The sequence below is a fragment of the Burkholderia sp. Bp9012 genome (assembly GCF_003853825.1).
Taxonomy (GTDB): Bacteria; Pseudomonadota; Gammaproteobacteria; order Burkholderiales; family Burkholderiaceae; genus Burkholderia; species Burkholderia diffusa.
Map to the genome: position 1 here is coordinate 245030 of NZ_QTQA01000004.1, position 25320 is coordinate 270349.

The window sequence follows — 25320 nt, forward strand, 5'->3', positions numbered from 1 at the left end:
CGAAAGACCTATTATAAAATCCGCTTCTCGATTTCATCTTTCCGGCGTTTCCCCTTCGTGACTCCCCGACTTTTCGCCCTGATTCCTTGCGCCGGCACGGGCAGCCGTTCCGGTTCGGCCGTGCCGAAGCAATACCGCACGCTGGCCGGCCGTGCGCTCCTGCATTACACGCTTGCCGCGTTCGACGCGTGCAGTGAATTCGCGCAGACGCTCGTCGTCCTCGCGCCCGACGACACGCACTTCGACGCGCGCCGCTTCGCGGGCCTGCGCTTCGCGGTGCGCCGCTGCGGCGGCGGCTCGCGGCAGGCGTCGGTGCTCAACGGGCTGCTCGAGCTGGCCGAATTCGGCGCGAGCGACCAGGACTGGGTGCTGGTCCACGACGCTGCGCGCCCGGGCATCACGCCGGAGCTGATCCGCACGCTGGTCGCGACGCTGAAGGACGACCCGGTCGGCGGCATCGTCGCGTTGCCGGTGGCCGATACGCTCAAGCGCGTGCCGGCTGGCGGCGACGCGATCGCGCGCACCGAATCGCGCGACGCGCTGTGGCAGGCGCAGACGCCGCAGATGTTCCGCATCGGCATGCTGCGTGACGCCATCCTGCGCGCGCAGCGCGAAGGGCACGACCTGACCGACGAGGCCAGCGCGATCGAATGGGCCGGCCATACGCCGCGCGTCGTGCAGGGCAGCCTGCGCAACTTCAAGGTCACGTACCCGGAAGATTTCGCGCTTGCGGAAGCGATCCTCGCGCGCCCCGCGAACGCTTCCTGACTTTCACCTCATCTCAACCGGAATACGCATGGATTTCAGAATCGGACAAGGCTACGACGTGCACCAGCTCGTCCCTGGGCGCCCCCTCATCATCGGCGGCGTGACGATTCCTTACGAGCGCGGCCTGCTCGGTCATTCGGACGCGGACGTGCTGCTGCACGCGATCACCGACGCGCTGTTCGGTGCGGCGGCGCTGGGCGACATCGGCCGCCATTTCTCGGACACCGACGCGGCGTTCAAGGGCGCGGACAGCCGCGTGCTGTTGCGCGAGTGCGTCGCCCGCGTGAAGGCGGCCGGCTTCACGATCCAGAATGTCGACAGCACGGTGATCGCTCAGGCGCCGAAGCTCGCGCCGCACATCGACGGGATGCGCGCGAACATCGCGGCCGATCTCGGGCTGCCGCTCGAGCGCGTGAACGTGAAAGCGAAGACCAACGAGAAGCTCGGCTATCTCGGCCGTGGCGAGGGCATCGAGGCGCAGGCCGCTGCACTCCTGGTGAAGCAGGGCGCGTGAGCGCCTGAAGCCGGTCCGAAGCGGCGCGCCGGTTGCGCCGCCGGAATGAAAAATGCCACGCGCTTGCGTGGCATTTTTCATTTGCGGCGCGGTGCGGCGCGCATGGCCGCTGCATTGCACCGCGTTGCCGCTTGCGCGACGGCTTATTCGCCTTCGGCGGCGATCACCTGCGCGGCAGCGTTGATCACCGACGCGATGCGGCCGACGTCGCGCAGCTGCGTCGTCGTCATCCCTTGCTCGTTCTTCAGCAGCGCATAGTGCGACTTCACGCAGAAGTGGCACTTGCCGACGATCGATGCGGCGAGCGCGTACATCTCGAACCTGCGCTTGTCGACGCCGCCGTGCGACGCATACGCACCCATCCGCAGCTCGGCACGCTGCGTCTTCAGGTCGGCGTCGTCGGCCATCTCGACATACGGATACCAGGTGTTGTTCATCCCCATCAGCGCGGCCGCCGTCAGCACGGCGTTCGTCTCTTCGGGCGACAGCACGCCGGCTTCGCGGATCGTCTTCACGAGCACGGTGCTCTTCGCCGCGACCGCCGCCGCCAGCGCGACGCCGACTGCATCGGTGCCTTCGAGCGACGAGCGCGAGATCGTGCCGTCGAGGTTCAGGCGAATGTCCTTCGCGTAGTCGGGGATGCGTGCCTTAATCGAGTCGATGAATTCCATTGATATCTCCTATGGGTTGGCCGTTAAAAAAGCCCGCAGGCAGGACGTGCTCCGCGGGCTTCGTGCATCGATGCGCTTACAGCGTTGCGCCGCCGACTGCACGGTTGCACGGGCACAGTTCGTCCGTTTGCAGGCCGTCCAGAATGCGCAGGACTTCTTCCGGGCTACGGCCGACGTTCAGGTTGTTCACCGAAACGTGCTGGATCGTGTTGTCCGGATCGACGATGAACGTTGCGCGCAGGGCCACGCCGGCTTCCTTGTCGCGCACGCCGAGCTGGTCGATCAGCTCGCCCTTGACGTCGCCGAACGAGTAGTGGTTCAGCTTGTTCAGGTCCTTGTGCTCACGGCGCCATGCGAGCTTCACGAACTCGTTGTCCGAGCTGCCGCCGAGCAGGACGGCGTCGCGCTCTTCGAACTGCTTCGTCAGCTTCGCGAACTCGACGATTTCCGTCGGGCACACGAACGTGAAATCCTTCGGATAGAAGTAGATGATCTTCCACTTGCCCGGGAACGACGCTTCGGTGATGGTCTCGAATGCCGACTGGCCGTTTTCCTCGTGATTGTTGAAGCCCGGCTTCGCGGCTACGACGGTGAATGCTTCGAGTTTATCGCCCACGGTTTTCATGCGGATACTCCTGTATGAGTTGGGAAGAAGACTGAGTCAAGCTACCTCGGTGCTGCAACGTTGGTGTGACAGCATGAGTAGGACTATAACACTATTAACAAAGCGCTTCAATAGATTTTGACTAACGATCCCCATAGTTTTTTTCAACCGCGCCGATAGTGTGACGCGCAAGAAGCGTGCGCGAACGCGTCACGCCGTCGCACGCGTCTTGCCGGCGCCGGGGAATTCGAGGGTGACTTCGAGGCCCGCTTCGGGGCTGCGGTTGCGCAGGCGCAGCGCGCCGCGATAGCGGCCGACGAGGCGCAGCACGATCGCCATGCCGAGCCCCGTGCCGTCCGCCTTGGTGCGCGCCGTGTCGACGCGGTAGAACGGCCGCATCACGAGCGGCAGCTGGTCTTCGGGGATGCCGGGGCCCTCGTCGCTCACCGACAATTCGACGCGCGCGTGCGTCACGCGCGTCTCGAGCGTGATGCGCGACACGCCGTCGTCGCGGCTCTGGCCGTATTTGCGCGCGTTCTCGACGAGGTTGCCGATGACGCGGCGCATGTCGGTCTCGTCGGCTTCGATCACGGCGGTCGCCGCGAGCCGCGTGCGGATCTCGACGCCGTCTTCGCCCGACACGCGCGCCGCGACTTCCTGCACGATCGACGACAGGTCGACGGGCTCGGGCTTGCGCTGCGACGGGCGCGCGTAATCGATGAAGGCCGCGATGATGCGGTCCATCTGCTCGATGTCGTCGACCATCGCGTCCTTGGTCGCCTGGTCGGACGGGCTCATCTCGGTCTCGAGGCGCAGCCGCGCGAGCGGCGTGCGCAGGTCATGCGAGATGCCCGCGAGCATCAGCGCGCGGTCGGCCTCGAGCTGTTCGAGATCGCGCACCATCTGGTTGAAGCTGCGGTTGGTCTCGGCCGCGACGCCCATCCCGCGCTCGGGCAGCGGATCGGGCGCCTGGCCGGAACCGACCTGGCGCGCGGCGAGCGCCAGCCGCGAGAACGGCCGGTTGACGAGGCTCGTGATGAACGCGGAGCCGAACAGCGACAGCGCGAGCGCGAACAGGCCCCAGCCGGCCCACTGCAGGCCCGTGACGCTGTCGAGCTGGTCGCGGTCGAGCGCGACCCAGTAGTCGTCGTCGTCGATCTTGAAACTGATCCACACGCCCGGGATGTCGTTGACCGACTGCGCGATCACGGTATCGTCGCCGAGACGGCTGCGGATGTCGTGTTCGATCAGGCGGTTCAGCGATTCGTCGGGCTGCAGCTTGAACTTGTCGGTCTTTTCGCGCGGGTACACGCGCACGCCCTCGTTGCTCTCGAGATCCTGCAGCAGCGCGCGCCGCAAATCGGGATCGGAATAGAGCAGGGCGGTGCGGGTGAGCTTCACGATCGCGACGAGCTGGAGCGCGACGCGCTGCGCGCGCGGCTCCCGCTCGATGACGCGAAAGCTCTGGAACCACGCGGCGAGACTGACCGAGATCAGCAGCGCGATCAGCAGGAAGGTGCGCCAGAACAGCCCGCCGAACGCGAGCTGCAGGAGGCGCCGGTCGATACGCATGGGACGGGCCGTGGACGGGCGAAACCGAAAAGGAAAAAGATCAGGCGGCGCCGTCCGGAATGAACACGTAGCCGAGGCCCCAGACGGTCTGGATGAAGCGCGGGCTGCCCGGATCCGGTTCGATCAGCTTGCGCAGGCGCGAGATCTGCACGTCGAGGCTGCGGTCGAACACTTCGTATTCACGGCCGCGCGCGAGCTCCATCAGCTTTTCGCGCGACAGCGGCTGGCGCGGATGGCGCGCGAACACTTTCAGCACCGAGAATTCGCCGGTCGTCAGCGGAATTTCCTGGCCCGACTTCGTCAGCGTGCGCGTGGCGAGGTTCAGCGAGAACTCGCCGAACTCGAACACCTCGGTGGTTTCCGACGGCGCGCCCGGCAGTTCGGCCGGCGCCTGGCGGCGCAGCACCGCGTGAATGCGCGCGACGAGTTCGCGCGGATTGAACGGCTTCGGGAGGTAGTCGTCGGCGCCCATCTCGAGGCCGACGATGCGGTCGACGTCCTCGCCCTTCGCGGTGAGCATGATGATCGGCGTGCGGTCGTTGCTGCCGCGCAGGCGGCGGCAGATCGACAGGCCGTCCTCGCCCGGCAGCATCAGGTCGAGCACGAGCAGGTCGAAGCGCTCGCGCACCCAGAGCTTGTTCATCGCGGTCGCGTTTTCCGCGACGTACACGTTGAAACCCTGCTCGCCGAGATAGCGGCGCAGCAGATCGCGCAGGCGCGGGTCGTCGTCGACGACGAGAATCTTGGAGGGGTTTTTCGTTTCCATGAGCGGCATCTTATCGCGAATGCGAAATCACGCACGGTTGCGTATTTTCGCGCGTTACAGTCCGTTACAAAATTTACCCGTAGTGTCGCGCGGAGTAAAGGCAGGCTATAGAGATTCCTTTACTCGAAGCCGAAATTCGGTAGATACTCCCCTGCACTCCATCTTTCATCTTTGTACGCCCGAATTCCGCAGGGTTTTTCAAGTACCAGAGGTAACCGGTTGCCGCGTGACGAAGGGAACAAATCGACCAGAGAAGCGAGGACGGTCATGCGATCTGCCCGGATTGCACTGATGCTGACGATCGCACTTGCCGGTCCATATGCGTCGAACTTCGCGTATGCGCAGCGCCCCGAGCAGGGCGCCTCGTCGCGCAAGCTGCAGCGCGGCAAAGCGCCGCAGCCCGACCGTGCCGCCGACATGGCGGTCCGTTCCGCCGTGCCTCCCGATCTCGAACAGCGCCGCCGCGACGGGCACATGACACCCGAGGAGCGCCACCTGTTGCGCCAGCACATCGAGGACGCCGTTCGCGAGCTGTACAAGCGCTGACACGCACGCGATCCTGCACGGCGCGGAAAGATTCCGTAGCAATTTTCCCGTCAACTTTCAGATGCCTGCTGCCGTTGTACCGGCATCCGCACCGCCGGTGCGTTCCGGGAGTCCACGACGATGAAAGCGAACGTTGCCGTCCCGGCATCGCCCGCGATGCAGGCGCCGCTCGACGCCGACGATGCGCTGTTCTTCCTGAGCCGCACCGGCTTTTCTCCCGCACCGGCCGAGGTCGCCCGCATCGTCGGGATGACGCGCGCGCAGGTCGTGGCCGATACGCTCGGCAACGTGCGCCGCGACCCCGTGACGACCTGGCCCGACTGGCTCGCCGAGCTGCCGCCGACCCGCGCACAGCGACAGGCGCTGACCCCCGACATGCGGCGCGACGAGCAGCGCGAACGCAATTGCCGCTACGATGCGTTGCGCGCGGCCTGGGTCAACGAGATGGTCGTGACGCCGACGCCGCTCACCGAGCGCATGACGCTGTTCTGGCACGGGCATTTCACATCCGGGCAGGACAAGGTCCCGTATCCGCAGACGATGGCCGCGCAAAATGCGCTGTTTCGCCGCGAGGCGCTCGGCAACTTCGGCACGCTCCTGCATGCGGTCGCGAAGGATCCGGCGATGCTTCAGTATCTCGACGGGGCGAGTAACCGCAAGGGCCGTCCGAACGAGAATTTCGCGCGCGAGGTGATGGAGCTGTTCACGCTCGGCGAAGGGCATTACACGCAGCACGACGTGACCGAGGCCGCGCGCGCGATGACCGGCTGGAGCGTCGACCCCGATACGCTGCGCTTCGTGGTTCGGCCCGAATGGCACGACGCCGGCGACAAGACGATACTCGGCCAGACCGGTGCGTTCGACGGCGACGGCTTTCTCGACATCCTGTTGAAGCGGCCCGACACCGCTCGCTTCATCGCCGGCAAGCTGTGGCGCGAGTTCGTGTCCGATGCGCCCGATGCCGGCGTGCTCGATGTCGTCGCCGAACGGTTTCGCGCGAGCGGCTACGACATACGCGCGGCGCTCGCAGCGCTCTGGTCGACCGACGAATTCTGGGATCCGCGCAATCGCGGCGTGCTCGTGAAGTCGCCGGCCGAGTTCGTCGTCGGATCGATGCGGTTGTTCGACGTCGCGTATGGCGATCCGCAAATGCTCGCGAACACCGTGCGCACGCTCGGGCAGAACCTGTTCTATCCGCCGAACGTGAAGGGCTGGCCGGGTGGTGCGATGTGGATCAACAGCACGACGCTGCTCGCGCGCAAGCAGTTCGTCGAGCAGTTGTTCCGCGCAACCGAGACCGTCGGCATGCGGGCGCCCGCGCGTGCGATGGCGGCACCGTCGCCGAATGCGCGTGCGCAACCGATACCGGTTGCCGACATGCGCGACGCGCCAGCGAAACCTGCGCGCGGCGGCCTGCGATTCGACCTCGAACGCTGGCTTGCGCAGTATCGTGCGCGGCCGCAGGCGATTGCCGGATTGTCGACCGAGCTTCAACTGCAGCACGCGGTGCTGCCGCTGTCGCCGGTCGCGGCAATCGATACGGACTCGACCGGCAGCGCGTATCTCGAGGCGCTGCTGATGGATCCGGCCTACCAACTGAAATGACCGAAACGACGATGAACCGGCGCGCTGCCGCGATGGCCGCGCCGCGCGGCGAACCGAAGGATGCACGATGAACCGACGTGATTTTCTGACGCTGACGGGCGCCGCGGCCGCGGCGGGCGTGTCACTGTGGCAGTCGCCCGCGCAGGCGGCGACATCGATGGCCGCGGCGGGGCGGCAGCCGGCGGCCGGCTACGCGAACGTGCTGATCCTCGTCGAGCTGAAGGGCGGCAACGACGGCCTCAACACGGTGGTGCCGTATGCCGATCCGCTCTATTACCAGTTCCGCCGCAGCATCGGCATCGCGCGCGACCACGTGCTGCAGCTCGATGCGCATACGGGGCTGCACCCGTCGCTCGCGCCGTTGATGCCGCTGTGGCGCGACGGGCAGGTCGCTGTCGTGCAGGGCGTCGGCTACCCGCAGCCGAACCTGTCGCATTTCCGCTCGATCGAGATCTGGGATACCGCGTCGCGCTCGGACCAGTACCTGCACGAAGGCTGGCTCACGCGCACGTTCGCGCAGGCGCCGGTGCCGCCCGGCTTCGCTGCCGACGGCGTCGTGCTCGGCAGCGCGGAGATGGGGCCGCTCGCGAACGGCGCGCGCGCGATCGCGCTCGTCAATCCTGCGCAGTTCGTCCGCGCGGCGAGGTTGGCCGAACCGTCGTCGCTGCGCGAGCGGAACCCGGCGCTCGCGCACATCATCGACGTCGAGAACGATATCGTGAAGGCGGCCGACCGGCTGCGCCCGCGCGGCGGGATGCGCGAGTTCAAGACGGCTTTTCCGGCCGGCACGTTCGGTACGTCGGTGAAGACCGCGATGCAGGTGCTCGCCGCATGCGAGGCGTCGGGGCCCGGCGCGCAGGATGGCGTCGCGGTGCTGCGGCTCACGCTCAACGGTTTCGATACGCACCAGAACCAGCCGGGGCAGCAGGCAGCGCTGCTCAAGCAGTTCGCGGAAGGGATGAGTGCGATGCGCGGCGCGTTGATCGAACTCGGGCGCTGGAACCAGACGCTCGTGATGACGTATGCGGAATTCGGACGGCGCGTGCGCGAGAACCAGAGCAACGGCACCGATCACGGTACCGCTGCGCCCCATTTCGTGATGGGCGGCCGCGTTGCCGGCGGGCTGTACGGCGCGGCGCCGGCACTCGGGCATCTCGACGGCAACGGCAACCTGCCGGTCGCGGTCGATTTCCGCCAGTTGTATGCGACCGTGCTCGGGCCGTGGTGGGGGCTCGATGCGACGCACGTACTGCAGCAACGATTCGATACGCTGCCGCTGCTGAAGGTGTGACGCTTGGGAGGGTGACGGCGCGGATCAGCGCCGGCGCGCGGCGCGCCACGCGATCCACAGCTTGCGGATCGGTGTCAGCGCGATGCGCTGGTGCAGCACCTGGTAGCCGTCGCGCTCGATTTCGTCGAGCAGTGCACCGGCCAGTGCAATCTGCGCGCGCAGCGTGCGTTGCGCGCGGCGTTCGGATGCGGGGACCGCCGCGTCGGCGGCGGCCAGCGCTTCGCGCGCGCGGCCCGTCTGAAACTGCAGCAGCTCGGTGAAGGCCGGACTGTAGCGGCGGTTCAGCAGGTCGGCAGCGGTCACGTTGTAGCGCTGCAGTTCGTCGATTGGCAGATAGATGCGGCCGTGGCGCGCATCGTTGCCGAGTTCCTGCACGAATTGCGCGAGCATCAGCGCGCGGCCGGCATCCGCGGCCCACGGTTGCGGGGCGGCCGGATTCGCGGCGCTTGCGCGGGCGACCAGCGACGCGAAGGTGCCGCCGACCTGCGCGATGTAGCGCTCCAGGTTCGCGAAATCCAGATAGCGCGCCTGTTCGAGATCCATCCCGTAACCGTTGACGAGCGTGCGCAGCGCATCGGATTCGGCCCCGATCGCCGGGTGGTGTTGCGCGAGCGCCTTCGTGACCGGATGCGACGGTTCGCCGGCGGCGAGCGCCGCGAGTTCCTTGTGCCACCACGCGAGCTTCGTGTGTCCGACGGTCGGATCGCTGGTTTCCTTGACGGTTTCCTCCAGTTCGCGGCGCAGCGCGAACAGGGCCGTCAGGCGCGGTTCGGCGGCGAGCGGCGCCTGGCGCAGCGCGTAGTAGACGCTGGAGCCCGCGGGGGCGGCCTTTTGCTGACAGTAGTCGTCGAAGTTCACGGGTGGGATCGTGGCGGAGGCGGATTCGGGGACGCGCGCCGGCGCATGGCCGGCACTCGAGCGCGGCATTCTAGCACCGCTCTTCGACGGGCGCCGGTAGGGCGAGACAATGCTGCACAGATCGGGTAGAATCTCGCGCTCGCCTGATCGGGCGTGCCGGTTTTCGTGCCGATACGAAGCCCCGGCAAGTCCCGGGCGCGTGGAGAACGCATCTTGCGTGCCATGCGCTGAGGCGGCGGATATTTGCGTGAGTGGCGAAATTGGTAGACGCACCAGGTTTAGGTCCTGACGCCCGCAAGGGTGTGCCGGTTCGAGTCCGGCCTCACGCACCACGAAGTCGAACGTGCCCCGCTAAGGGCCGTTCCGAGAAAGCGCTGCCGGTCGGCTGACCGGCAGCGCTTTTTTGTTGGTGCGGCGCCGCGGGGAGTGCGCACGCTTTCGCGGGCACGGAAAACCGGCTGCGTTTATTCTGAACAAAGCCATTCATTCACGTGGGTTGTCCAACCGGGGACCATCGATGCCCAACACCGCACGCATGCTGATTTCCGCTCTTTCTCTGACGCTGGCGATACCGGCGTTTGCTGCCACGCCTGCCGACAACGTCGTATGGAGCGCACAGCCCGTGCAGGCGATCGCGCCGTCCCCGGAGTGCATGGCCTACTCGGGGCGGCCCATCTCGAGCGGTGAGCCGCCGACGACGGAAGCCGTCCTGAAATCGGTCGGCACGGTGCTGGTGGGTTCCGCGCTGAGCGCCATCCACGGCTATCAGGGGCCGATCGCGAATCCGTGCGCACACGCGGGCCTGTGAACGGTTCCAGGCCGAACGGAGAGGCTTGCTGCCCGTCGCAGATACCCGCCTGCACCTGATGAAAGAAGGCGCTGCGCGTCCACCGACCGCGGCGCTTTGTCGTTTCGAGCGTGCCTAGTCCCAAAAACTCCGCACCGCGACCGCCACGATCACCGGCACCGAGAACACCAGCGGAATCGCGAAATACTGCGCTTCGCGATCGACGATCCAGCTATAGATCAACCACGCCGCGCCGATCGCGAACGTGATGAGGCCGACCAGCACGGCGGCGATATTCAGTGCGAGCTTCGACGGCTGGCGGCGCGGTTTGTCGTTGGTGTCGGGATCGCGCGAAGACGAATTCATCTGAAGAGGGGGCCGGACCTGGCAGGTGTAAAGACACAGGAAACCCTATCCGTACCGATCGCGCAAGGGCTGGCCCCGCATCGTTGGTGAGCGTGCGTTACAAGCCGAACGACACGGCAAGTTCGTCGAGCAGTTCGCGCTGGAACATGAGGAACCGATCGCCCGGCTGCTGCGCGATCGCGAGATCGAGCATCGGATCGGCGACATCGGTGCGGATGCCGGCCAGTTCCTCGACGATCGCGAGTCCGCAGAACGGCACATACGCCTCCGAATAGCCGCCCTCGTGGACGATCACGAGCCGTCCGCCGCAGTGGCGCTGCGCCGCCTCCTTCACCGAGCGCGTCATGTACCGGTAACTTTCTGTATGCAATTGCATGCGCGCGAGCGGATCGACCGCGTTCGCATCGAGGCCGCTCGCGACGACGATCAGCTCCGGCCGGAACCGCTCCAGCGCCGGCAGCACGATCCGCTCGAACGCATGGCGATACGCGTCGTCGCCGCTACCCGCGAGCAACGGCACGTTCAGGTTCGCGCCGACGCCCGCGCCTGCGCCGCGCTCGTCGCCGCCGCTGTAGCCGGGCGGAAAGCAGCGGTCCTGATGCAGCGAGATCGTCAGCGTGTCCGGATCGTCGTAGTAGATCGACTGCGTGCCGTTGCCGTGATGCACGTCCCAGTCGATCACCGCGACGCGGTCGATGCCATGCTTCGCGCGTGCGGCCTCGATCGCGATCGGGATGTTCGCGAGCAGGCAGAAGCCCATCGGGCGGTCGCGCAGGCAGTGATGGCCGGGTGGCCGCGACAGCGAGAACGCGTTGGCCGCACGCTCGGCGACGACGGTGTCGACCGCCGCTATCGCGAGGCCCGCCGACAGTGCGGCGATCTCGTAGCTACCCTTGCCGAACGGCGCGAGATCGCCGAGGTCGCCGCCGTTCGCATCGCTGAGCGCGCGGAACGCGTCGAGATAGCTTGCCGGATGGATGCGCAACAGATCGCCGGTGGTGGCCGGCGCGGCACCGCGCATGTCGAGGTGGTCGGCCAGGCCCGAAGCCTGCACGAGCGACAGGAGGCGGCGCTTCGAATCGGGCGATTCCGCGTAGCCGGCGCTCGACGGCGGCTGGACCCAGCCGCCGACCGGGAAGAACAGCGCGTGCGTGCCGCCGGTGTGCCAGAAGGTGCGTTCGTCGGTGAAGAAGGCAGTGCGATTCATGGATGGTTTTGACCTGTCACGGTTGGGAGGAAGCGGAAGTCACGGAAGTCCGCGCGCGCCGATCGATATGGCGCAGCGCGGCAAACGACGCGATCGCGACGGCCGTCGCGGCCGCGAACAGCACGGGCATCGTGCCGCCCGCGTCGAGCAAAAGGCCGGCGAGGAGCGGGCCGGCCGCGAGGCCCGCGCCGATCACGAAATTGAGCGTCGCGACGAGCCGCCCGGACGTATCGATCTGCGCGACAGTCGCGAGAATGAACGGCAGTACGAATGTCCACGCAAACTTGAACGCGAAGATCGCGGCGCTGTAGCCACCCGCATGCGGCAGCGCGGCGAGTGCGATGAGCGACGCCGCGAGCAGCGCGTAACCGGCGGCGAGCATCGTGCGCCGCGCAAGCCGGCCGCCCGCGCACGATGCGAGCGCCGCGCCGGCAATCCCCATTACGCTCGCGATCGCGAGCACGTTGCCGATCGACCGCGGGTCGAGTCCGGCCTCCGCCGCCGCGCGGCTCGCGAACGTCCACACGCTGCCGATCGCGAGATAGAAGCTCAGTACCGCACCGATCGCGAGCACGACGAAGCGCCGTGACGCATCCGTCGCCGCGCCGCGCGCGGCCCGGACCGACGCGGTCCGCGCACCGAGCGTCGCCGGAAAGCCGCGCGACAGTGGTGCGGCAAGCAGCGCGAGCGCGGCCAGCGCGACGTACAGCGCGCGCAGCCCGAACGCGGCGAACACGTGCGGCAGCACGAACAGGCCGATCGCACCGGCGATCAACTGGCCGACGACCCACAGCCCGTACACGCGATCGCTGTTCCCGCTCGTGGCCGCGCTGGTCATGCAGAGCACCATCAGCGAGCCGCCGCCGAGCGCGGTGACGGCTCGCAGCGCGAGCAGCGCGACGAAGCCGGGCATCCACAACGCGGTCAGGAGATTGCCCGCGCCGAACAGCGCGATCGCGCACGCAGCGACGCGGCGCGCATCGACGCGGCCGAGCCACAGGTACGACGGCAGGGTCGCGAGGCTGAACGTGCCGAGTTCGACGAAGAAGTAGGTGCCGATCTGCGACGCGGACAGCCCGAGCTGCGTCGCGAGCTGACCGGCGACGGCCGGCGCGACGAGCAGCAGCAGCGGCGTGATGGCCGCGAACACGACGAGTGCGACGAGCGTCGAGCGCGCGAACGGGGACGCGCGGCCGTCGGACGGCAGCGCGGCATCGGAGCAAAGGGTTTTCATGGCGGGATCTCGCTGGACGGAATCAGAACAGGTGATACATGCCGACCATCGCGCCGAACTGCGATGCGCCGGCGAGCGGTGTCGGGTCGTATTCGTAGACGGTCTGCGAACTCTGGCCGCTGTTGCGCGCATAACCGAGGTTCACGTAGGCGACGGTGCGTTTCGACAGCGCGTAGGTGGTGCTCGCGATGAACAGCGTCGGGTGGCCGATCGCCGGCGTGTGCGAATCGGTGTGATAGACGCCCGCGTTCAGCCCGATTCCACCCGACGTCAGATAACGGGCGCCGCCCCAGACGATCGTGCGCGCCGCATCGAGGTCGCCAGTCAGGCGTTCGATGCCCGCGTAGAGCGTGAGCGGCAGCGTCGCGAACGCGTAACGCGCGGCGAGCGTGCCGAGTTCGCGGCGGCGCGCGGAGGCGTCGTCCGCGGCCGACGCGTCGCCGTGCGCCTGATGCAGCACCGCGCTGATCGACAGCCCGTTGCTGGCGTACTGACCGCCGAGCTCGAGCACGCGTCCTGCGCGCGTATTGCCCGCGACGCCGGCGGTGGCGACGAGGGCCTCGACATCGAAGCCGGCGAACGTCGGAGACTGGTACTTGATCGAGTGGTCGATGAAGTTGGCCGTCATCGGCACGAGCACGCCCTGGCCGCTGTACGACGCGTACCACAGCGGGTCGTAGAACAGCGTCTTGTCGAACAGCACGCTGAACTGCCGGCCGAGCGTCACGGTGCCGACGGGCCCCGCGATGCCGACGTACGCGCCGCGGAAGAACGCGTAGCCCGGCACGGTCGAGGTGCCGTCGTTGATGTTGATGCCCTGTTCGAGCTTGAACAGGGCGCGCCAGCCGCCGCCGAGATCCTCGGTGCCCTTCAGCCCGACCTGCGACGGCAGGATGCCGTAGTTCTGCAACTGCACGGCCGCGTGCCGTCCGTCGGCATGCGTCAGGTACTGCACGCCGGCGTCGAGCGCGCCATACAGCGTGAGGGTCGATTGCGCGTGCGCGGCAAGGCTGCACGCGGCGAGCGCCGCGGCGGTCGCCGTGCGGATGAAGCGGGATGTCATCACGTGGGGTTCTCCATACCTTCCTGCATCGTTTGTTGTTGGCGTTGTCGCGACGCAGTGTCGGCAGCGGGAAAACCGCTGAACAGTCGTGCAGATGAACGGTGAGGAAAACCCGCGGTGCACGGGGTGGACGTGCCGCGACACCGCGACGCGGCGTGCTGCGCAGCAGCAACGGGCGGCGCACCGTTCAAATGGATGGGGTTGCGGCGTGTTCCGGCGGCGGAGCCCGCCAAAAATGCCGGTCGCTATAATCGGCCGGTCTGCGTTGCGTGCATCAGCGGCCCGATCGGGCAGGGGAGCGGAAGGTGAGGATCACCACGGATATCGGACAGGATCCCGATGCGCTGCGCGACGTGCCGGCCGCGATCGTGCTCGACGAATCCGCATGGCCGCCGCTGCCGTCCCGCCGCGCCGATTTCGACGGCGTGACCCGCGGCGACGCGGCGCGACGCGAACTCGGCCTGATGCTGCTCGACCTGTATGCGGTCGCCGCGCAGTCGAGCATCGGCGAATTCGAGTGCCGCTTCTTTTCGCTGCTGCAGGGGCTCATCCCATTCGACTCGGCGTGGACCGGCGTCGCGACGCACACGCCGACCGGCCCCGTGATGCACAACAGTTTCCTGTACCGTCTTCCGCACGCGTTCTTCAGCGACTGGAAACGCGTGCGCGACTGCGATCCGCTCGCGCAACGCACGCTGCTCGGCGCGCACGGTCGCGCGGTGCGTCTGTCGGTCGTCGAGCCCGGGTTCGACGCGCGGTTTCGCGACTGGTGCGTGAAGTACGGGCTGGCGCAACTGATGTGCGTGTGTACGCTCGATCGCCGCTTCGGGCTGACGACGTTCATGTCGATCTATCGCCAGGGCCTGAATCGTCCGTTCAGCGACGACGACGCGAGTCGCTTCGAGGAAGTGATTCCGCATCTGGCGGCCGCGCTGACGATCAATCGCGCGGCGCAGCTCACGCGCGAGCGTGCCGATGCGGTGGCGCCGGCGGCGCGCGCGCTGTGCGACAACTTCGGCGTGCTGCATCACGCTGATCACGGCTTCGACGACGTGCTGCGGACTGAATGGCCGGCGTGGACGGGCCCGCGCGTGCCGGAGCCGCTGGTCGCGCATGTGCGCCGCCAATCGGGCCAGCCGTACATCGGCGACGCGCTGCGCATCCAGTGCGTGCCCATCGCGGGACTGTTCCAGATCGAGGCGCGGCCGCGCTCGCTGCTCGACAGGCTGAGCCCGCGCGAGCTCGCGGCGATTCGCTATTACGGTGCCGGCCGTTCGCACAAGGAGGTCGCGCAGCAGATGGCGATTTCGCCGACGACGGTGCGTCACTATCTGCGCTGCGCGTACCGCAAGCTCGGCATGCACGACAAGAGCCAGATCGCCGGCGTGCTCGGCGCGACGGGCGGCACGACCGACGATGAGCCTGTGGAGGCGGTCATCGCACCGCGCTGAACCGCTCATGCGAACAGGGCCGCGCGGATGCTTGCGTAAATAGTTGTATCCGCAACCATTGGGCGCTATGCTCGTCCGCTCCGGGTAGACGGATTTTCATCATGAACGACACGAATTCAGGGTCGGTGCGCGCTGCGGTGGTCGGGGTCGGCGCGATCGGCGGGTTGCTCGCGGCAGCACTGTCGCGGGCCGGCATGACGGTGAGCGCATTCGCGCGCGGCGCGACGCTCGATGCACTGAACACGCACGGCGTGCGCGTGATCGACGAGGCGGGGACCGAGTCGTCGGTCCCGGTGTGCGCGAGCGACGACGCGTCCGCGCTCGGCGTGCAGGACTACGTGGTGATCGCGCTGAAAGCGCAGGCGTTGCCGGCGCTGGCCGCGCGCGTTGCGCCGCTGGTCGGGCCCGGCACGGTGATTGTCGCCGCGATGAACGGGTTGCCATGGTGGTTCACGCACGGGTTAGCGGGCCCGCTGGACGGCGTGCCGCTCGATGCGGTCGACCCGGCGGGTGCGGTCTCGGCAGCGCTGCCGCCCGCGCAGGCGATCGGCTGCGTCGTGCATCTGTCGTCGAGCACCGACGCGCCGGGTATCGTGCGCCGCGGCCGCGGCAACCGTCTGATCGTCGGCTCGCCCGATCCGCGGCTCGATGCGTCGACGGCCCGATTCGCGGCGGCGCTCGCTGCGGGCGGTTTCGACGTCGAGTCGACCCCGGCGATCCGCACCGAGATCTGGGCAAAACTGTGGGGCAACATGAACATGAACCCGTTGAGCGCGCTGACGGGTTCGACTGCCTCGCAACTGCTCGACGATCCGTTCACGCAGGAACTCGCGTTGCGGATGATGGAGGAGGCGGCCGCGATCGGCGCGAAGCTGGGTCTCGATACGGGAATGAGCGGGCCGGAGCGGATTGCCGTGACGCGCAAGCTCGGCGCGTTCAAGACGTCGATGCTGCAGGATTTCGAGGCCGGGCGAGCACTGGAGATCGGACCGATCCTCGGCGTGTTTCCGGAACTGGGACGCAAGCTCGACGTGCCGACGCCGTATTGCGACGCGGTGCTGGGATTGCTGCGTCAGCGTGCGGCGAACAGTGGGCTATAGCGGAGGGGGATCGCGGCGCCTGCCCGGTACGCGGAGAAGGCTGCGAGGCGCCGGGTAGGCGTCCGGTAGCCGCGGCAGGGGAAGCCGGGCACGCCGCCCGTGCGCCTGCGCGACTGGAAGGCCCGCAGGATTCATCTGAAATAACGCGGCGGGCGCTGGGGTCCGCTTGAGGCGCGTGCGGGGCCGCTGAGGCGATCCCGGTGCATGCCGCACCTTCGCCACGCGGGTGCGGTACCGATTGCCCCCGTATTGCGACTCAGTCGTCGCGTTCGACCGCGTTCGCGACGACCTTGTCGAGCAGTCGCTCGAACGTCTGGCGCTCGCTATCGGACAGGCACGCGAGCAAGCCGTCATTCCACTTGCGCACGATCGGCATGATCTTGCGATGCAGCGCACGGCCGTCGGCGGTCAGCGCGATCAGCACGATCCGGCCGTCTTCCTTGCTCGCGCTGCGCTGGAGCAACCCCTGGCGCAGCAGCGCTTCCGCCGCGCGGCTCGCCTGGCTTTTGTCGAGATTGGTATGGCGGGCGAGATCCATGATCGAAAACGGACCGAAGGCGCCGACGGCGGCGATCACCCGCGCCTCGGGAAGCGAGATGTCCAGCTTGTGCCGGTACACCTCGGCGATCCCGCGGTCGGATCGCTTCGTGAGCGCATGGAGGCGATAGGTCAGAAACTGATCGAGCCCGGCTTGGCGGCCTTTCATGTCGAATCCTGAAGAAAAAGGGCGGGCCCGATTGTTCCTGTATCGCGCGCTCGGGTCAACGGTCAGTGTGCGCCGTACTTCAGCCGTGTCAACTGTTCGGCTTCGTTCGCGAGCAGGTTCGCCGCGTCGCGGATCGCGACGTCGAGCGTGATCGGGCCGGGCGCGGGCGAGAAGCAGCCCGAAAAGTGTTCGGACAGGCGCGGCAGCGCGGCCGGGTCGACCGCGCCCGACAGGAGCGACGCGGGCACGCCCGCGGCCCGCGCATGACGGCAGGCGATGAACGGTGCCTTGCCGTGCAGCGTCTGCACGTCGGAGCGGCCTTCGCCGGTAATCAGCCAGTCGGCGCCGGCGAGCGCGGCGTCGAGCCCGATTTGCCGTGCGACCACTTCCGCGCCGGCTTCGAACTGCGCGCCCAGCATGTGCAGCGCGAATCCGAGACCGCCCGCCGCGCCGGCGCCTGGCAGGTCGCGGGCGCGCCGGTCGAGCGCGGTCTCGAGCAGGTCGGCGAAACGGCCGAGCGCGGTGTCGAGGGTCGCAACCTGCTCGGACGTCACGCCCTTTTGCGGACCGAACACCGCGGTCGCGCCGTGCGCGCCCGTCAGCGGGTTGTCGACGTCGGACATGCCGATGAATTCCGCCTCCTTCAGGCGCGGATCGAGCCCCGACGCGTCGATCCGCGCGATATCGGCGAGCCGCGCCGGGACCGGTTCGACCAGTTGGCCCGCCGCATCGAAGCATTGCAGGCCGAGGCCCGCGAGCAATCCCGCGCCCGCGTCGTTGGTGCTGCTGCCGCCGAGCGCGACGAAGAAGCGGCGCACGCCCTCGTCGAGCAGCATGCGGATCGCTTCGCCCATGCCGCGCGTGCTGCGCGCGTCAACGGGCACGCTCATGCCGACCGCGTCGGTGATCCCGACGACCTCGGCCGTCTCGACGATCGCGGTGTGCGCGTCGATCACGCCGACGGCCGCGTCGCGTGCCGCGAGCGACGCGCCGGCCACCCGCAGCGCGCGCCGCGTGCCGCCGCCCGCCAGCATCGCGTCGAGCGTGCCTTCGCCGCCGTCGGCCATCGGGCAGCAGCGCACGATCGCGTCGGGACGGGCACGGCGGATGCCGGTGGCGATCGCGTCCGCGACCTGCTCGGCGGAAAGCGAGCCTTTGAACGAATCGGGCGCGATGACGACGACAGGCGCGGACGGGTGTTGCGGCATGGTGTCTCCGGAAGGCGTGTTTGATGTGAAGAATGGCGGCCGCGACCGCGGCGCATGCTCAATCGGAGCTTACAGGATGGCGGCCCGGCGGTGGATACGCCGTTCGGCATAGCGGCGATCCGCGCGCATTGCCGTCGACGGAAGCGGACGGCGCGACCGCTCTGCATCGTTGTCGTGCCGTTCTGGCGGTACGAGGAAAATTGTTTGCTAGAATAGTCGATTCTTCCGGCCAAAGCCGTGCTCCGAGCCGCTTGCGCTAGCCATCCGGCGCGTGCAGGGATGGCGTGGCGCTCCGGCGCGGCGTGTGCATGCGATGCACCTCACGCCGCAGGCAGGCACGGCAAGGAAAACCCGATTCGCTCGAATAATTTTAGGACGATTGAAGCCATGGCTAACGTTGTTGAGAACCTCGGCAAGCTTGAACGCCGCGTGACGATTTCCCTGCCGAAGGACACCGTGCAGAAGGAAATCGACGCCCGTATCCAGAAACTCGCGAAGAACGTTCGCATGCCGGGTTTCCGCCCGGGCAAGGTGCCGCTCAAGATGGTCGCACAGCAGTACTCGGGTCAGGTCGAGGCGGAAGTGCTGAGCGACAAGATCGGCCAGGAATTCTTCACGATCAGCCGTGCGGAAAACCTGCGCGTGGCCGGCCAGCCGAGCTTCGAGCCGAAGCAGGAGCAGGCTGAGGATGCATACGCGTTCGACGCGACGTTCGAGGTTTACCCGGAAGTGAAGATCGGCGATCTGGCGACGGCTGAAGTCGAGCGCTCGACGACGTCGATCGGCGACGCCGAAATCGACCGCACGCTGGATATCCTGCGCAAGCAGCGCGTGCACTTCCACGCTCGCGGCGAAGCCGGCGAGCACGGTGACGGCGGTGCGGACACCGCAGCGAAGAACGGCGACCGCGTGACGGTCGACTTCGTCGGCAAGATCGACGACGTCGCGTTCCAGGGCGGCACGGCCGAAGACTTCCCGTTCGTGCTCGGCGAAGGCCGCATGCTGCCGGAATTCGAAACGGCGGCGCTGGGCCTGAAGGTCGGCGAACAGCGTACGTTCGATCTGAAGTTCCCGGACGACTACCACGGCAAGGACGTGGCGGGCAAGACGGCGCAATTCACGGTCACGATGAAGAAGATCGAGTGGCCGCACATGCCGGAAATCGACGGCGAATTCGCGAAGTCGCTCGGCATCGAAGACGGCGACCTGACGAAGATGCGCGCCGAAATCAAGGAAAACCTCGAGCGCGAAGCGAAGCGTCGCACGCAAGCCATCGTCAAGAACCAGGTGATGGACGCGCTGCTGAAGATTTCCGAACTCGACGTGCCGAAGGCGCTGATCGAGCAGGACCAGCAACGCCTCGTCGAAATGGCTCGCCAGGATCTGGCGCAGCGCGGCGTGCCGAACGCGAAGGACGCACCGATCCCGGCCGAGATGTTCGCCGAGCAGGCAGAGCGTCGCGTGAAGCTGGGCCTCGTGCTGGCCGAGCTCGTGAAGTCGAACGGCCTCGAAGCGAAGCCGGAGCAGATCCGCGCGGAAGTCGACGAGTTCGCGAAGAGCTACGAAGACCCGAAGGAAGTGGTCCGCTGGTATTATTCGAACCAGCAGCGCCTCGCCGAGATGGAAGCGTTCGTCGTTGAAAGCAACGTCGTCGACTTCGTGCTGGGCAAGGCAAAGGTGACGGACAAGGAAGTGAGCTTCGAGGCACTCGCGAGCGCATCGGCGCAAGCGTAAGTGTCGCTCTAGCGGCGTGCCGGCTGTCGGAGCGACGGCCCGCACGCCGTTTCTACGTCAAGCGCACGGTTGCCATTAATATGGCGATTGAGCGGGCGGCTTCCCTCCGTTCAATTTTCCATTCGAACAAGGCTTATTGAATGATCACTCGCGCTGAATTGCTGGACATGCTTGCGTCGAACGCGCCGCAGGGTTTCGAGGCGCAAGCGCTGGGGCTGGTGCCGATCGTCGTCGAAACGAGCGGCCGCGGCGAGCGTTCGTACGATATCTATTCGCGTCTCCTGAAGGAGCGCCTGGTGTTCATGGTCGGCGAAGTGAACGACCAGACCGCCAACCTCGTGGTCGCGCAATTGCTGTTCCTCGAGAGCGAGAATCCCGACAAGGACATCAGCCTCTACATCAACAGCCCGGGCGGCTCCGTATCGGCCGGCATGGCGATCTACGACACGATGCAGTTCATCAAGCCGGACGTGTCGACCCTCTGCATGGGCCTCGCGGCCAGCATGGGCGCGTTCCTGCTCGCGTCGGGCGCGAAGGGCAAGCGTTTCGCGCTGCCGAACTCGCGCGTGATGATTCACCAGCCGCTCGGCGGCGCGCGCGGCCAGGCGTCCGACATCGAGATCCAGGCACGCGAAATCCTCTACCTGAAGGAGCGGCTGAATAACCTGCTCGCGCAGCATACGGGCCAGGACGTCGAGCGCATCGCCCGCGACACCGACCGTGATAACTTCATGTCGAGCGAAGATGCAAAGGCGTACGGGCTGATCGATCAGGTGCTGCTGAAGCGCCCGTGAGCTTAAGTAGGGTGCCGCCCCGATTCGGTCGGTGCCCCCGCAATGTCCCGAGTGCCCTGAGCATCTGCGGCAAGCGCATCCAGCCGGCTCCGGTCGCGCCCTAGGCGCGGCGTCCGGAGCATTCGGCGTATCATGTCATTTACCTGTCCGGAGGCTCTACATTCATGGCGGACAAAAAAGGTTCGAACAGCGAGAAGCTGTTGTATTGTTCGTTTTGCGGCAAGAGCCAGCATGAGGTGAAGAAACTCATCGCGGGCCCGTCGGTATTCATCTGCGATGAATGCATCGACCTCTGCAACGAGATCATTCGCGACGAGGCGGCTGCCGCCGGCGTCGAGGCCAGCCTGTCCCGGTCGGATCTGCCGAGCCCGCAGGAAATTCGCGACATCCTCGATCAGTACGTGATCGGCCAGGAGCGCGCGAAGAAGATCCTCGCGGTGGCCGTCTACAACCACTACAAGCGCCTGAAGCACCTCGACAAGAAGGACGATGTCGAGCTGTCGAAGAGCAACATCCTGCTGATCGGCCCGACGGGCTCCGGCAAGACGCTGCTCGCGCAGACGCTCGCGCGGTTGCTGAACGTGCCGTTCGTGATCGCCGATGCGACGACGCTGACCGAAGCCGGCTACGTCGGCGAGGACGTCGAGAACATCATCCAGAAGCTGTTGCAGAACTGCAACTACGAGGTCGACAAGGCCCAGCGCGGGATCGTCTATATCGACGAAATCGACAAGATCAGCCGCAAGTCGGACAACCCGTCGATCACGCGCGACGTGTCGGGCGAGGGCGTCCAGCAGGCACTGCTGAAGCTCGTCGAGGGCACGATGGCGTCGGTGCCGCCTCAGGGCGGCCGCAAGCACCCGAACCAGGATTTCATCCAGGTCGACACGACCAACATCCTGTTCATCTGCGGCGGCGCGTTCGACGGGCTCGAGAAGGTGATCACCGATCGCACCGAGAAAACCGGCATCGGCTTCGGCGCGACGGTCAAGAGCAAGCAGGAACGCGACGCGGGCGAAGTGCTGCGCGAAACGGAACCGGAAGACCTGATCAAATTCGGTCTGATCCCCGAACTGATCGGCCGTCTGCCAGTGGTCGCGACGCTCGGCAAGCTCGACGAAGCTGCGCTGATGAAGATCCTCGTCGAGCCGAAGAATGCGCTCGTCAAGCAGTATCACAAGCTGTTCGCGATGGAGCGCGTCGAGCTGGAAATCCGGCCGGGCGCGCTGCAGGCAGTCGCACGCAAGGCGATCCGCCGCAAGACCGGCGCGCGCGGTTTGCGTTCGATCATCGAACAGGCATTGCTCGACGTGATGTATGAACTGCCGGCGATGAAAGGGGTCAGCAAGGTCATCATCGACGAGAACGTCATCGATGGCGATGGCAAGCCTCTGCTGATCTATGAGGACACGCCGAAGGTGGCGGGTTCGAACTGACCGGCTTGCCGACGATGTTCTGCGAAAAAGGCCGTTCATGAGACCGTGGGCGGCTTTTTTTCGTTTATCTTGTGGGTAACTCTGACTCGACACGCGGTGGTTACTTTCTTACCGAATATTTCCCGCACTTGAAGGCTTGCAATTCGTTGTGGCGGCCTCAATTACCGAACAATTGATTCCACTCATGGGGAAATGAAATGTCAGGCACCCAACTTCTCCCGCCGGAACGCATTACGCTCCCGCTGCTGCCGCTGCGGGATGTCGTCGTTTTCCCGCACATGGTGATTCCGCTCTTCGTGGGCCGGCCGAAATCGATCAAGGCCCTCGAAGCAGCGATGGAAGGCGGCAAGCACATCATGCTCGTCGCCCAGAAGACCGCGGCCAAGGACGAACCGACCGAAAAGGACATGTACGAGGTCGGTTGTATCGCCAACATCCTGCAGATGCTGAAGCTGCCGGACGGCACCGTGAAGGTGCTCGTCGAGGGCCTGCAGCGTGCGAAGGCGTTGTCGATCGAAGAGCAGGAGACGCAGTTCTCCTGTGAAGTCATGCCGCTCGAGCCCGATCACGCCGACAGCGCGGAAACGGAAGCGCTGCGCCGCGCGATCGTGTCGCAGTTCGACCAGTACGTGAAGCTGAACAAGAAGATCCCGCCGGAAATTCTCACGTCGCTGTCGGGCATCGATGAAGCAGGTCGCCTCGCGGACATGATCGCCGAGCGTCTGCCGCTGAAGCTCGACCAGAAGCAGCACATCCTCGAGATGTTCCCGGTCATCGAGCGCCTCGAGCACCTGCTCGCGCAGCTCGAAGCCGAGATCGACATCCTGCAGGTCGAAAAGCGCATCCGCGGGCGCGTGAAGCGCCAGATGGAAAAGAGCCAGCGCGAGTACTACCTGAACGAACAGGTCAAGGCGATCCAGAAGGAACTGGGCGAAGGCGAAGAGGGTGCGGACCTCGAGGAACTCGAGAAGCGCATCAACGCCGCGCGCATGCCGAAGGAAGCGAAGAAGAAGGCCGATGCCGAGCTCAAGAAGCTGAAGCTGATGTCGCCGATGTCGGCGGAAGCGACCGTCGTGCGCAACTACATCGACACGCTGATCGGCCTGCCGTGGCGCAAGAAGAGCAAGGTCAACAACGACCTGTCGAACGCCGAGCAGGTGCTCGACGAGGATCACTTCGGCCTCGAGAAGGTGAAGGAACGCATCCTCGAGTATCTCGCGGTGCAGCAGCGCGTCGACAAGGTGAAGGCGCCGATCCTGTGCCTCGTCGGGCCCCCGGGCGTCGGCAAGACCTCGCTCGGCCAGTCGATCGCTCGCGCGACGAACCGCAAGTTCGTCCGGATGGCGCTCGGCGGCGTGCGTGACGAAGCCGAGATTCGCGGCCACCGCCGCACGTACATCGGCTCGATGCCGGGCAAGATCCTGCAGAGCCTGGCGAAAGTCGGCGTGCGCAATCCGCTCTTCCTGCTCGACGAAGTCGACAAGATGGGCATGGATTTCCGCGGCGATCCGTCGTCGGCGCTGCTCGAAGTGCTCGATCCGGAACAGAACCACACGTTCGCCGATCACTACATCGAAGTCGACTTCGACCTGTCGGACGTGATGTTCGTCGCGACGTCGAACTCGCTGAACATCCCGCCGCCGCTGCTCGACCGGATGGAAGTGATTCGTCTGTCGGGTTACACGGAAGACGAGAAGGTCAGCATCGCGCAGCGTTACCTGCTGCCGAAGCAGAAGAAGAACAACGGCCTGAAGGAAGGCGAGATCGAGGTCGCCGAGCAAGCGATCCGCGACATCATCCGCTACTACACGCGCGAAGCCGGTGTGCGTTCGCTCGAGCGGGAAGTGTCGAAGATCTGCCGCAAGGTCGTGAAGATGCTGTTGCTGAAGAAGGCATCGGGCGCGATCAAGGTCGATGGCGAGAACCTCGATACGTTCCTCGGCGTGCGCAAGTACGACTTCGGCCTCGCGGCGAAGGAAAACCAGGTCGGTCAGGTGACGGGCCTCGCGTGGACGGAAGTTGGCGGCGACCTGCTGACGATCGAAGCCGCGGTGATGCCGGGCAAGGGCAACGTGATCCGCACGGGTTCGCTCGGCGACGTGATGAAGGAGTCGGTCGAGGCTGCACGTTCGGTCGTGCGCTCGCGTTCGCGCCGTCTGGGTATCAAGGACGAAGCGTTCGAGAAGCAGGACATCCACATCCACGTGCCGGAAGGCGCGACGCCGAAGGACGGTCCGTCCGCCGGCGGTGCGATGACGACCGCGCTGGTGTCGGTGCTGACGGGGATCCCCGTGCGTGCCGATGTCGCGATGACGGGCGAGATCACGCTGCGTGGCGAAGTGCTGCCGATCGGCGGGCTGAAGGAAAAGCTGCTGGCTGCGCATCGCGGCGGCATCAAGCTCGTGCTGATCCCGGAAGAGAACGTGAAGGATCTCGCGGACATTCCGGACAACGTGAAGAACGCGATCGAGATCGTGCCGGTCCGCTGGATCGACAAGGTGCTCGAACTCGCGCTCGAGCGTACGCCGACCCCGCTGCCGCCGGAAGAAGAGGCGAAGGCTGCGGCACCGGTCGGCGAGGCGGCGGCGGATGCCGGCTCGACGGAAGTCGTCAAGCACTGAAAACCTGAGCGCCGTCCCTGACGGTTGTTCACGAAACCCGCGGCGTGTCCGCGGGTTTTTTATGTGCGTCGGCATCGTGTGTGTTGAGCAGGGGGCGTTAAAATTTTTTGCGCACGGGCTTGGCAAAATGATCGGGGATGAATTAAACTTGCGGGCTCGCTGGTTGTTGATGCCGAAACGCAGATCGCAGCCAGAACGAATCGGAAACGGGTGCTTAGCTCAGCTGGTAGAGCGGCGCCCTTACAAGGCGTAGGTCGGGGGTTCGAACCCCTCAGCACCCACCAGTTTCCTGATTCAGCCAGACCAAGGAGCGGTAGTTCAGTCGGTTAGAATACCGGCCTGTCACGCCGGGGGTCGCGGGTTCGAGTCCCGTCCGCTCCGCCAGAAAATGAAAAAGCCCGCCTCGTGCGGGCTTTTT

Annotated in this window: 23 protein-coding genes and 3 tRNA genes; 15 read left to right on the forward strand and 11 right to left on the reverse strand. The window is 66.2% G+C overall.

Going from position 1 to position 25320, the window contains the following annotated elements:
- The first annotated feature begins 57 nt into the window (after positions 1-57).
- Positions 58-768 (forward strand): 2-C-methyl-D-erythritol 4-phosphate cytidylyltransferase, encoded by a 711-nt coding sequence (ispD, locus tag DIE11_RS07270; protein ID WP_059599969.1) that lies wholly within the window; start codon positions 58-60, stop codon positions 766-768.
- Positions 769-796: 28 nt separating this feature from the next.
- Positions 797-1282, forward strand: a complete 486-nt coding sequence (ispF, locus tag DIE11_RS07275) for a 2-C-methyl-D-erythritol 2,4-cyclodiphosphate synthase (protein ID WP_057925367.1) — start codon at positions 797-799, stop codon at positions 1280-1282.
- Positions 1283-1425: 143 nt separating this feature from the next.
- Here ispF and DIE11_RS07280 read toward each other — a convergent pair whose 3' ends face one another.
- From DIE11_RS07280 to ompR, 4 genes are all read right to left on the reverse strand, one after another.
- The gene (locus DIE11_RS07280; protein WP_044843722.1) at positions 1426-1953 is read right to left on the reverse strand and encodes a carboxymuconolactone decarboxylase family protein; all 528 of its coding nucleotides are present in this window, start codon (positions 1951-1953) and stop codon (positions 1426-1428) included.
- A 76-nt stretch (positions 1954-2029) separates the two neighbouring features.
- On the reverse strand, positions 2030-2578 hold the full coding sequence (locus DIE11_RS07285) for a peroxiredoxin (RefSeq protein WP_059599970.1): 549 nt from the start codon (positions 2576-2578) through the stop codon (positions 2030-2032).
- A gap of 189 nt (positions 2579-2767) precedes the next feature.
- A complete protein-coding gene (locus DIE11_RS07290; RefSeq protein WP_124622512.1) occupies positions 2768-4129 on the reverse strand; it encodes an ATP-binding protein in 1362 nt (453 codons plus the stop codon).
- A 40-nt stretch (positions 4130-4169) separates the two neighbouring features.
- Positions 4170-4904 (reverse strand): two-component system response regulator OmpR, encoded by a 735-nt coding sequence (gene ompR, locus DIE11_RS07295; protein WP_004192636.1) that lies wholly within the window; start codon positions 4902-4904, stop codon positions 4170-4172.
- 258 nt (positions 4905-5162) lie between these two features.
- Here ompR and DIE11_RS07305 point away from each other — a divergent pair, with 258 nt between their 5' ends.
- From DIE11_RS07305 to DIE11_RS07315, 3 genes are all read left to right on the forward strand, one after another.
- Complete coding sequence (locus DIE11_RS07305) at positions 5163-5441, forward strand: hypothetical protein (RefSeq protein WP_124622517.1); 279 nt, start codon at positions 5163-5165, stop codon at positions 5439-5441.
- A 120-nt stretch (positions 5442-5561) separates the two neighbouring features.
- Entirely contained in the window at positions 5562-7046 is a 1485-nt protein-coding gene (locus tag DIE11_RS07310) for a DUF1800 family protein (protein ID WP_124622519.1), read from the forward strand.
- 67 nt (positions 7047-7113) lie between these two features.
- Positions 7114-8337, forward strand: a complete 1224-nt coding sequence (locus tag DIE11_RS07315) for a DUF1501 domain-containing protein (protein ID WP_124622521.1) — start codon at positions 7114-7116, stop codon at positions 8335-8337.
- Positions 8338-8361: 24 nt separating this feature from the next.
- On the opposite strand, the gene hpnD is transcribed toward DIE11_RS07315, so the two are convergent.
- Positions 8362-9195 (reverse strand): presqualene diphosphate synthase HpnD, encoded by an 834-nt coding sequence (gene hpnD, locus DIE11_RS07320; RefSeq protein WP_124622523.1) that lies wholly within the window; start codon positions 9193-9195, stop codon positions 8362-8364.
- A 245-nt stretch (positions 9196-9440) separates the two neighbouring features.
- Between hpnD and DIE11_RS07325 the strand changes: the two genes are divergently transcribed.
- Positions 9441-9527, forward strand: a tRNA-Leu gene (locus DIE11_RS07325).
- Between the two features lie 185 nt (positions 9528-9712).
- Entirely contained in the window at positions 9713-10003 is a 291-nt protein-coding gene (locus DIE11_RS07330) for a hypothetical protein (protein WP_124622525.1), read from the forward strand.
- Between the two features lie 114 nt (positions 10004-10117).
- On the opposite strand, the gene DIE11_RS07335 is transcribed toward DIE11_RS07330, so the two are convergent.
- From DIE11_RS07335 to DIE11_RS07350, 4 genes are all read right to left on the reverse strand, one after another.
- Positions 10118-10348, reverse strand: coding sequence for a hypothetical protein (locus DIE11_RS07335; RefSeq protein ID WP_124622527.1), 231 nt, complete (start codon positions 10346-10348; stop codon positions 10118-10120).
- Between the two features lie 97 nt (positions 10349-10445).
- Positions 10446-11555, reverse strand: coding sequence for a class II histone deacetylase (locus tag DIE11_RS07340; protein ID WP_124622529.1), 1110 nt, complete (start codon positions 11553-11555; stop codon positions 10446-10448).
- Between the two features lie 16 nt (positions 11556-11571).
- Positions 11572-12789 (reverse strand): MFS transporter, encoded by a 1218-nt coding sequence (locus tag DIE11_RS07345; protein ID WP_124622531.1) that lies wholly within the window; start codon positions 12787-12789, stop codon positions 11572-11574.
- A gap of 22 nt (positions 12790-12811) precedes the next feature.
- Positions 12812-13855 carry a porin gene (locus DIE11_RS07350; RefSeq protein ID WP_124622533.1) on the reverse strand — a complete coding sequence of 348 codons (1044 nt, stop codon included), beginning with the start codon at positions 13853-13855 and terminating at the stop codon, positions 12812-12814.
- Between the two features lie 302 nt (positions 13856-14157).
- Between DIE11_RS07350 and DIE11_RS07360 the strand changes: the two genes are divergently transcribed.
- Both DIE11_RS07360 and DIE11_RS07365 read left to right on the forward strand, forming a co-directional pair.
- A complete protein-coding gene (locus DIE11_RS07360) occupies positions 14158-15303 on the forward strand; it encodes a LuxR C-terminal-related transcriptional regulator (RefSeq protein WP_124622535.1) in 1146 nt (381 codons plus the stop codon).
- Positions 15304-15404: 101 nt separating this feature from the next.
- Entirely contained in the window at positions 15405-16403 is a 999-nt protein-coding gene (locus DIE11_RS07365) for a 2-dehydropantoate 2-reductase (protein ID WP_124622537.1), read from the forward strand.
- Between the two features lie 256 nt (positions 16404-16659).
- Here the strand turns inward: DIE11_RS07365 and DIE11_RS07370 are convergent, their stop codons facing one another.
- Together DIE11_RS07370 and DIE11_RS07375 are read right to left on the reverse strand one after the other, a co-directional pair.
- Positions 16660-17109: a MarR family winged helix-turn-helix transcriptional regulator gene (locus tag DIE11_RS07370; protein WP_124622539.1), complete on the reverse strand. Its 450-nt coding sequence runs from the start codon at positions 17107-17109 to the stop codon at positions 16660-16662.
- A gap of 62 nt (positions 17110-17171) precedes the next feature.
- The gene (locus DIE11_RS07375) at positions 17172-18317 is read right to left on the reverse strand and encodes a glycerate kinase (protein ID WP_124622541.1); all 1146 of its coding nucleotides are present in this window, start codon (positions 18315-18317) and stop codon (positions 17172-17174) included.
- Positions 18318-18704: 387 nt separating this feature from the next.
- Between DIE11_RS07375 and tig the strand changes: the two genes are divergently transcribed.
- The 6 genes from tig (at position 18705) to DIE11_RS07405 (ending at position 25286) form a co-directional block, all read left to right on the forward strand.
- Entirely contained in the window at positions 18705-20051 is a 1347-nt protein-coding gene (gene tig, locus DIE11_RS07380; protein WP_124622543.1) for a trigger factor, read from the forward strand.
- 140 nt (positions 20052-20191) lie between these two features.
- The gene (gene clpP / locus DIE11_RS07385; RefSeq protein ID WP_006496351.1) at positions 20192-20845 is read left to right on the forward strand and encodes an ATP-dependent Clp endopeptidase proteolytic subunit ClpP; all 654 of its coding nucleotides are present in this window, start codon (positions 20192-20194) and stop codon (positions 20843-20845) included.
- Between the two features lie 164 nt (positions 20846-21009).
- A complete protein-coding gene (gene clpX / locus DIE11_RS07390) occupies positions 21010-22281 on the forward strand; it encodes an ATP-dependent Clp protease ATP-binding subunit ClpX (RefSeq protein ID WP_006754177.1) in 1272 nt (423 codons plus the stop codon).
- A 197-nt stretch (positions 22282-22478) separates the two neighbouring features.
- A complete protein-coding gene (gene lon, locus DIE11_RS07395; protein ID WP_124622545.1) occupies positions 22479-24902 on the forward strand; it encodes an endopeptidase La in 2424 nt (807 codons plus the stop codon).
- 208 nt (positions 24903-25110) lie between these two features.
- Positions 25111-25186, forward strand: a tRNA-Val gene (locus DIE11_RS07400).
- Positions 25187-25209: 23 nt separating this feature from the next.
- A tRNA-Asp gene (locus DIE11_RS07405) sits at positions 25210-25286 on the forward strand.
- Positions 25287-25320 lie beyond the last annotated feature (34 nt).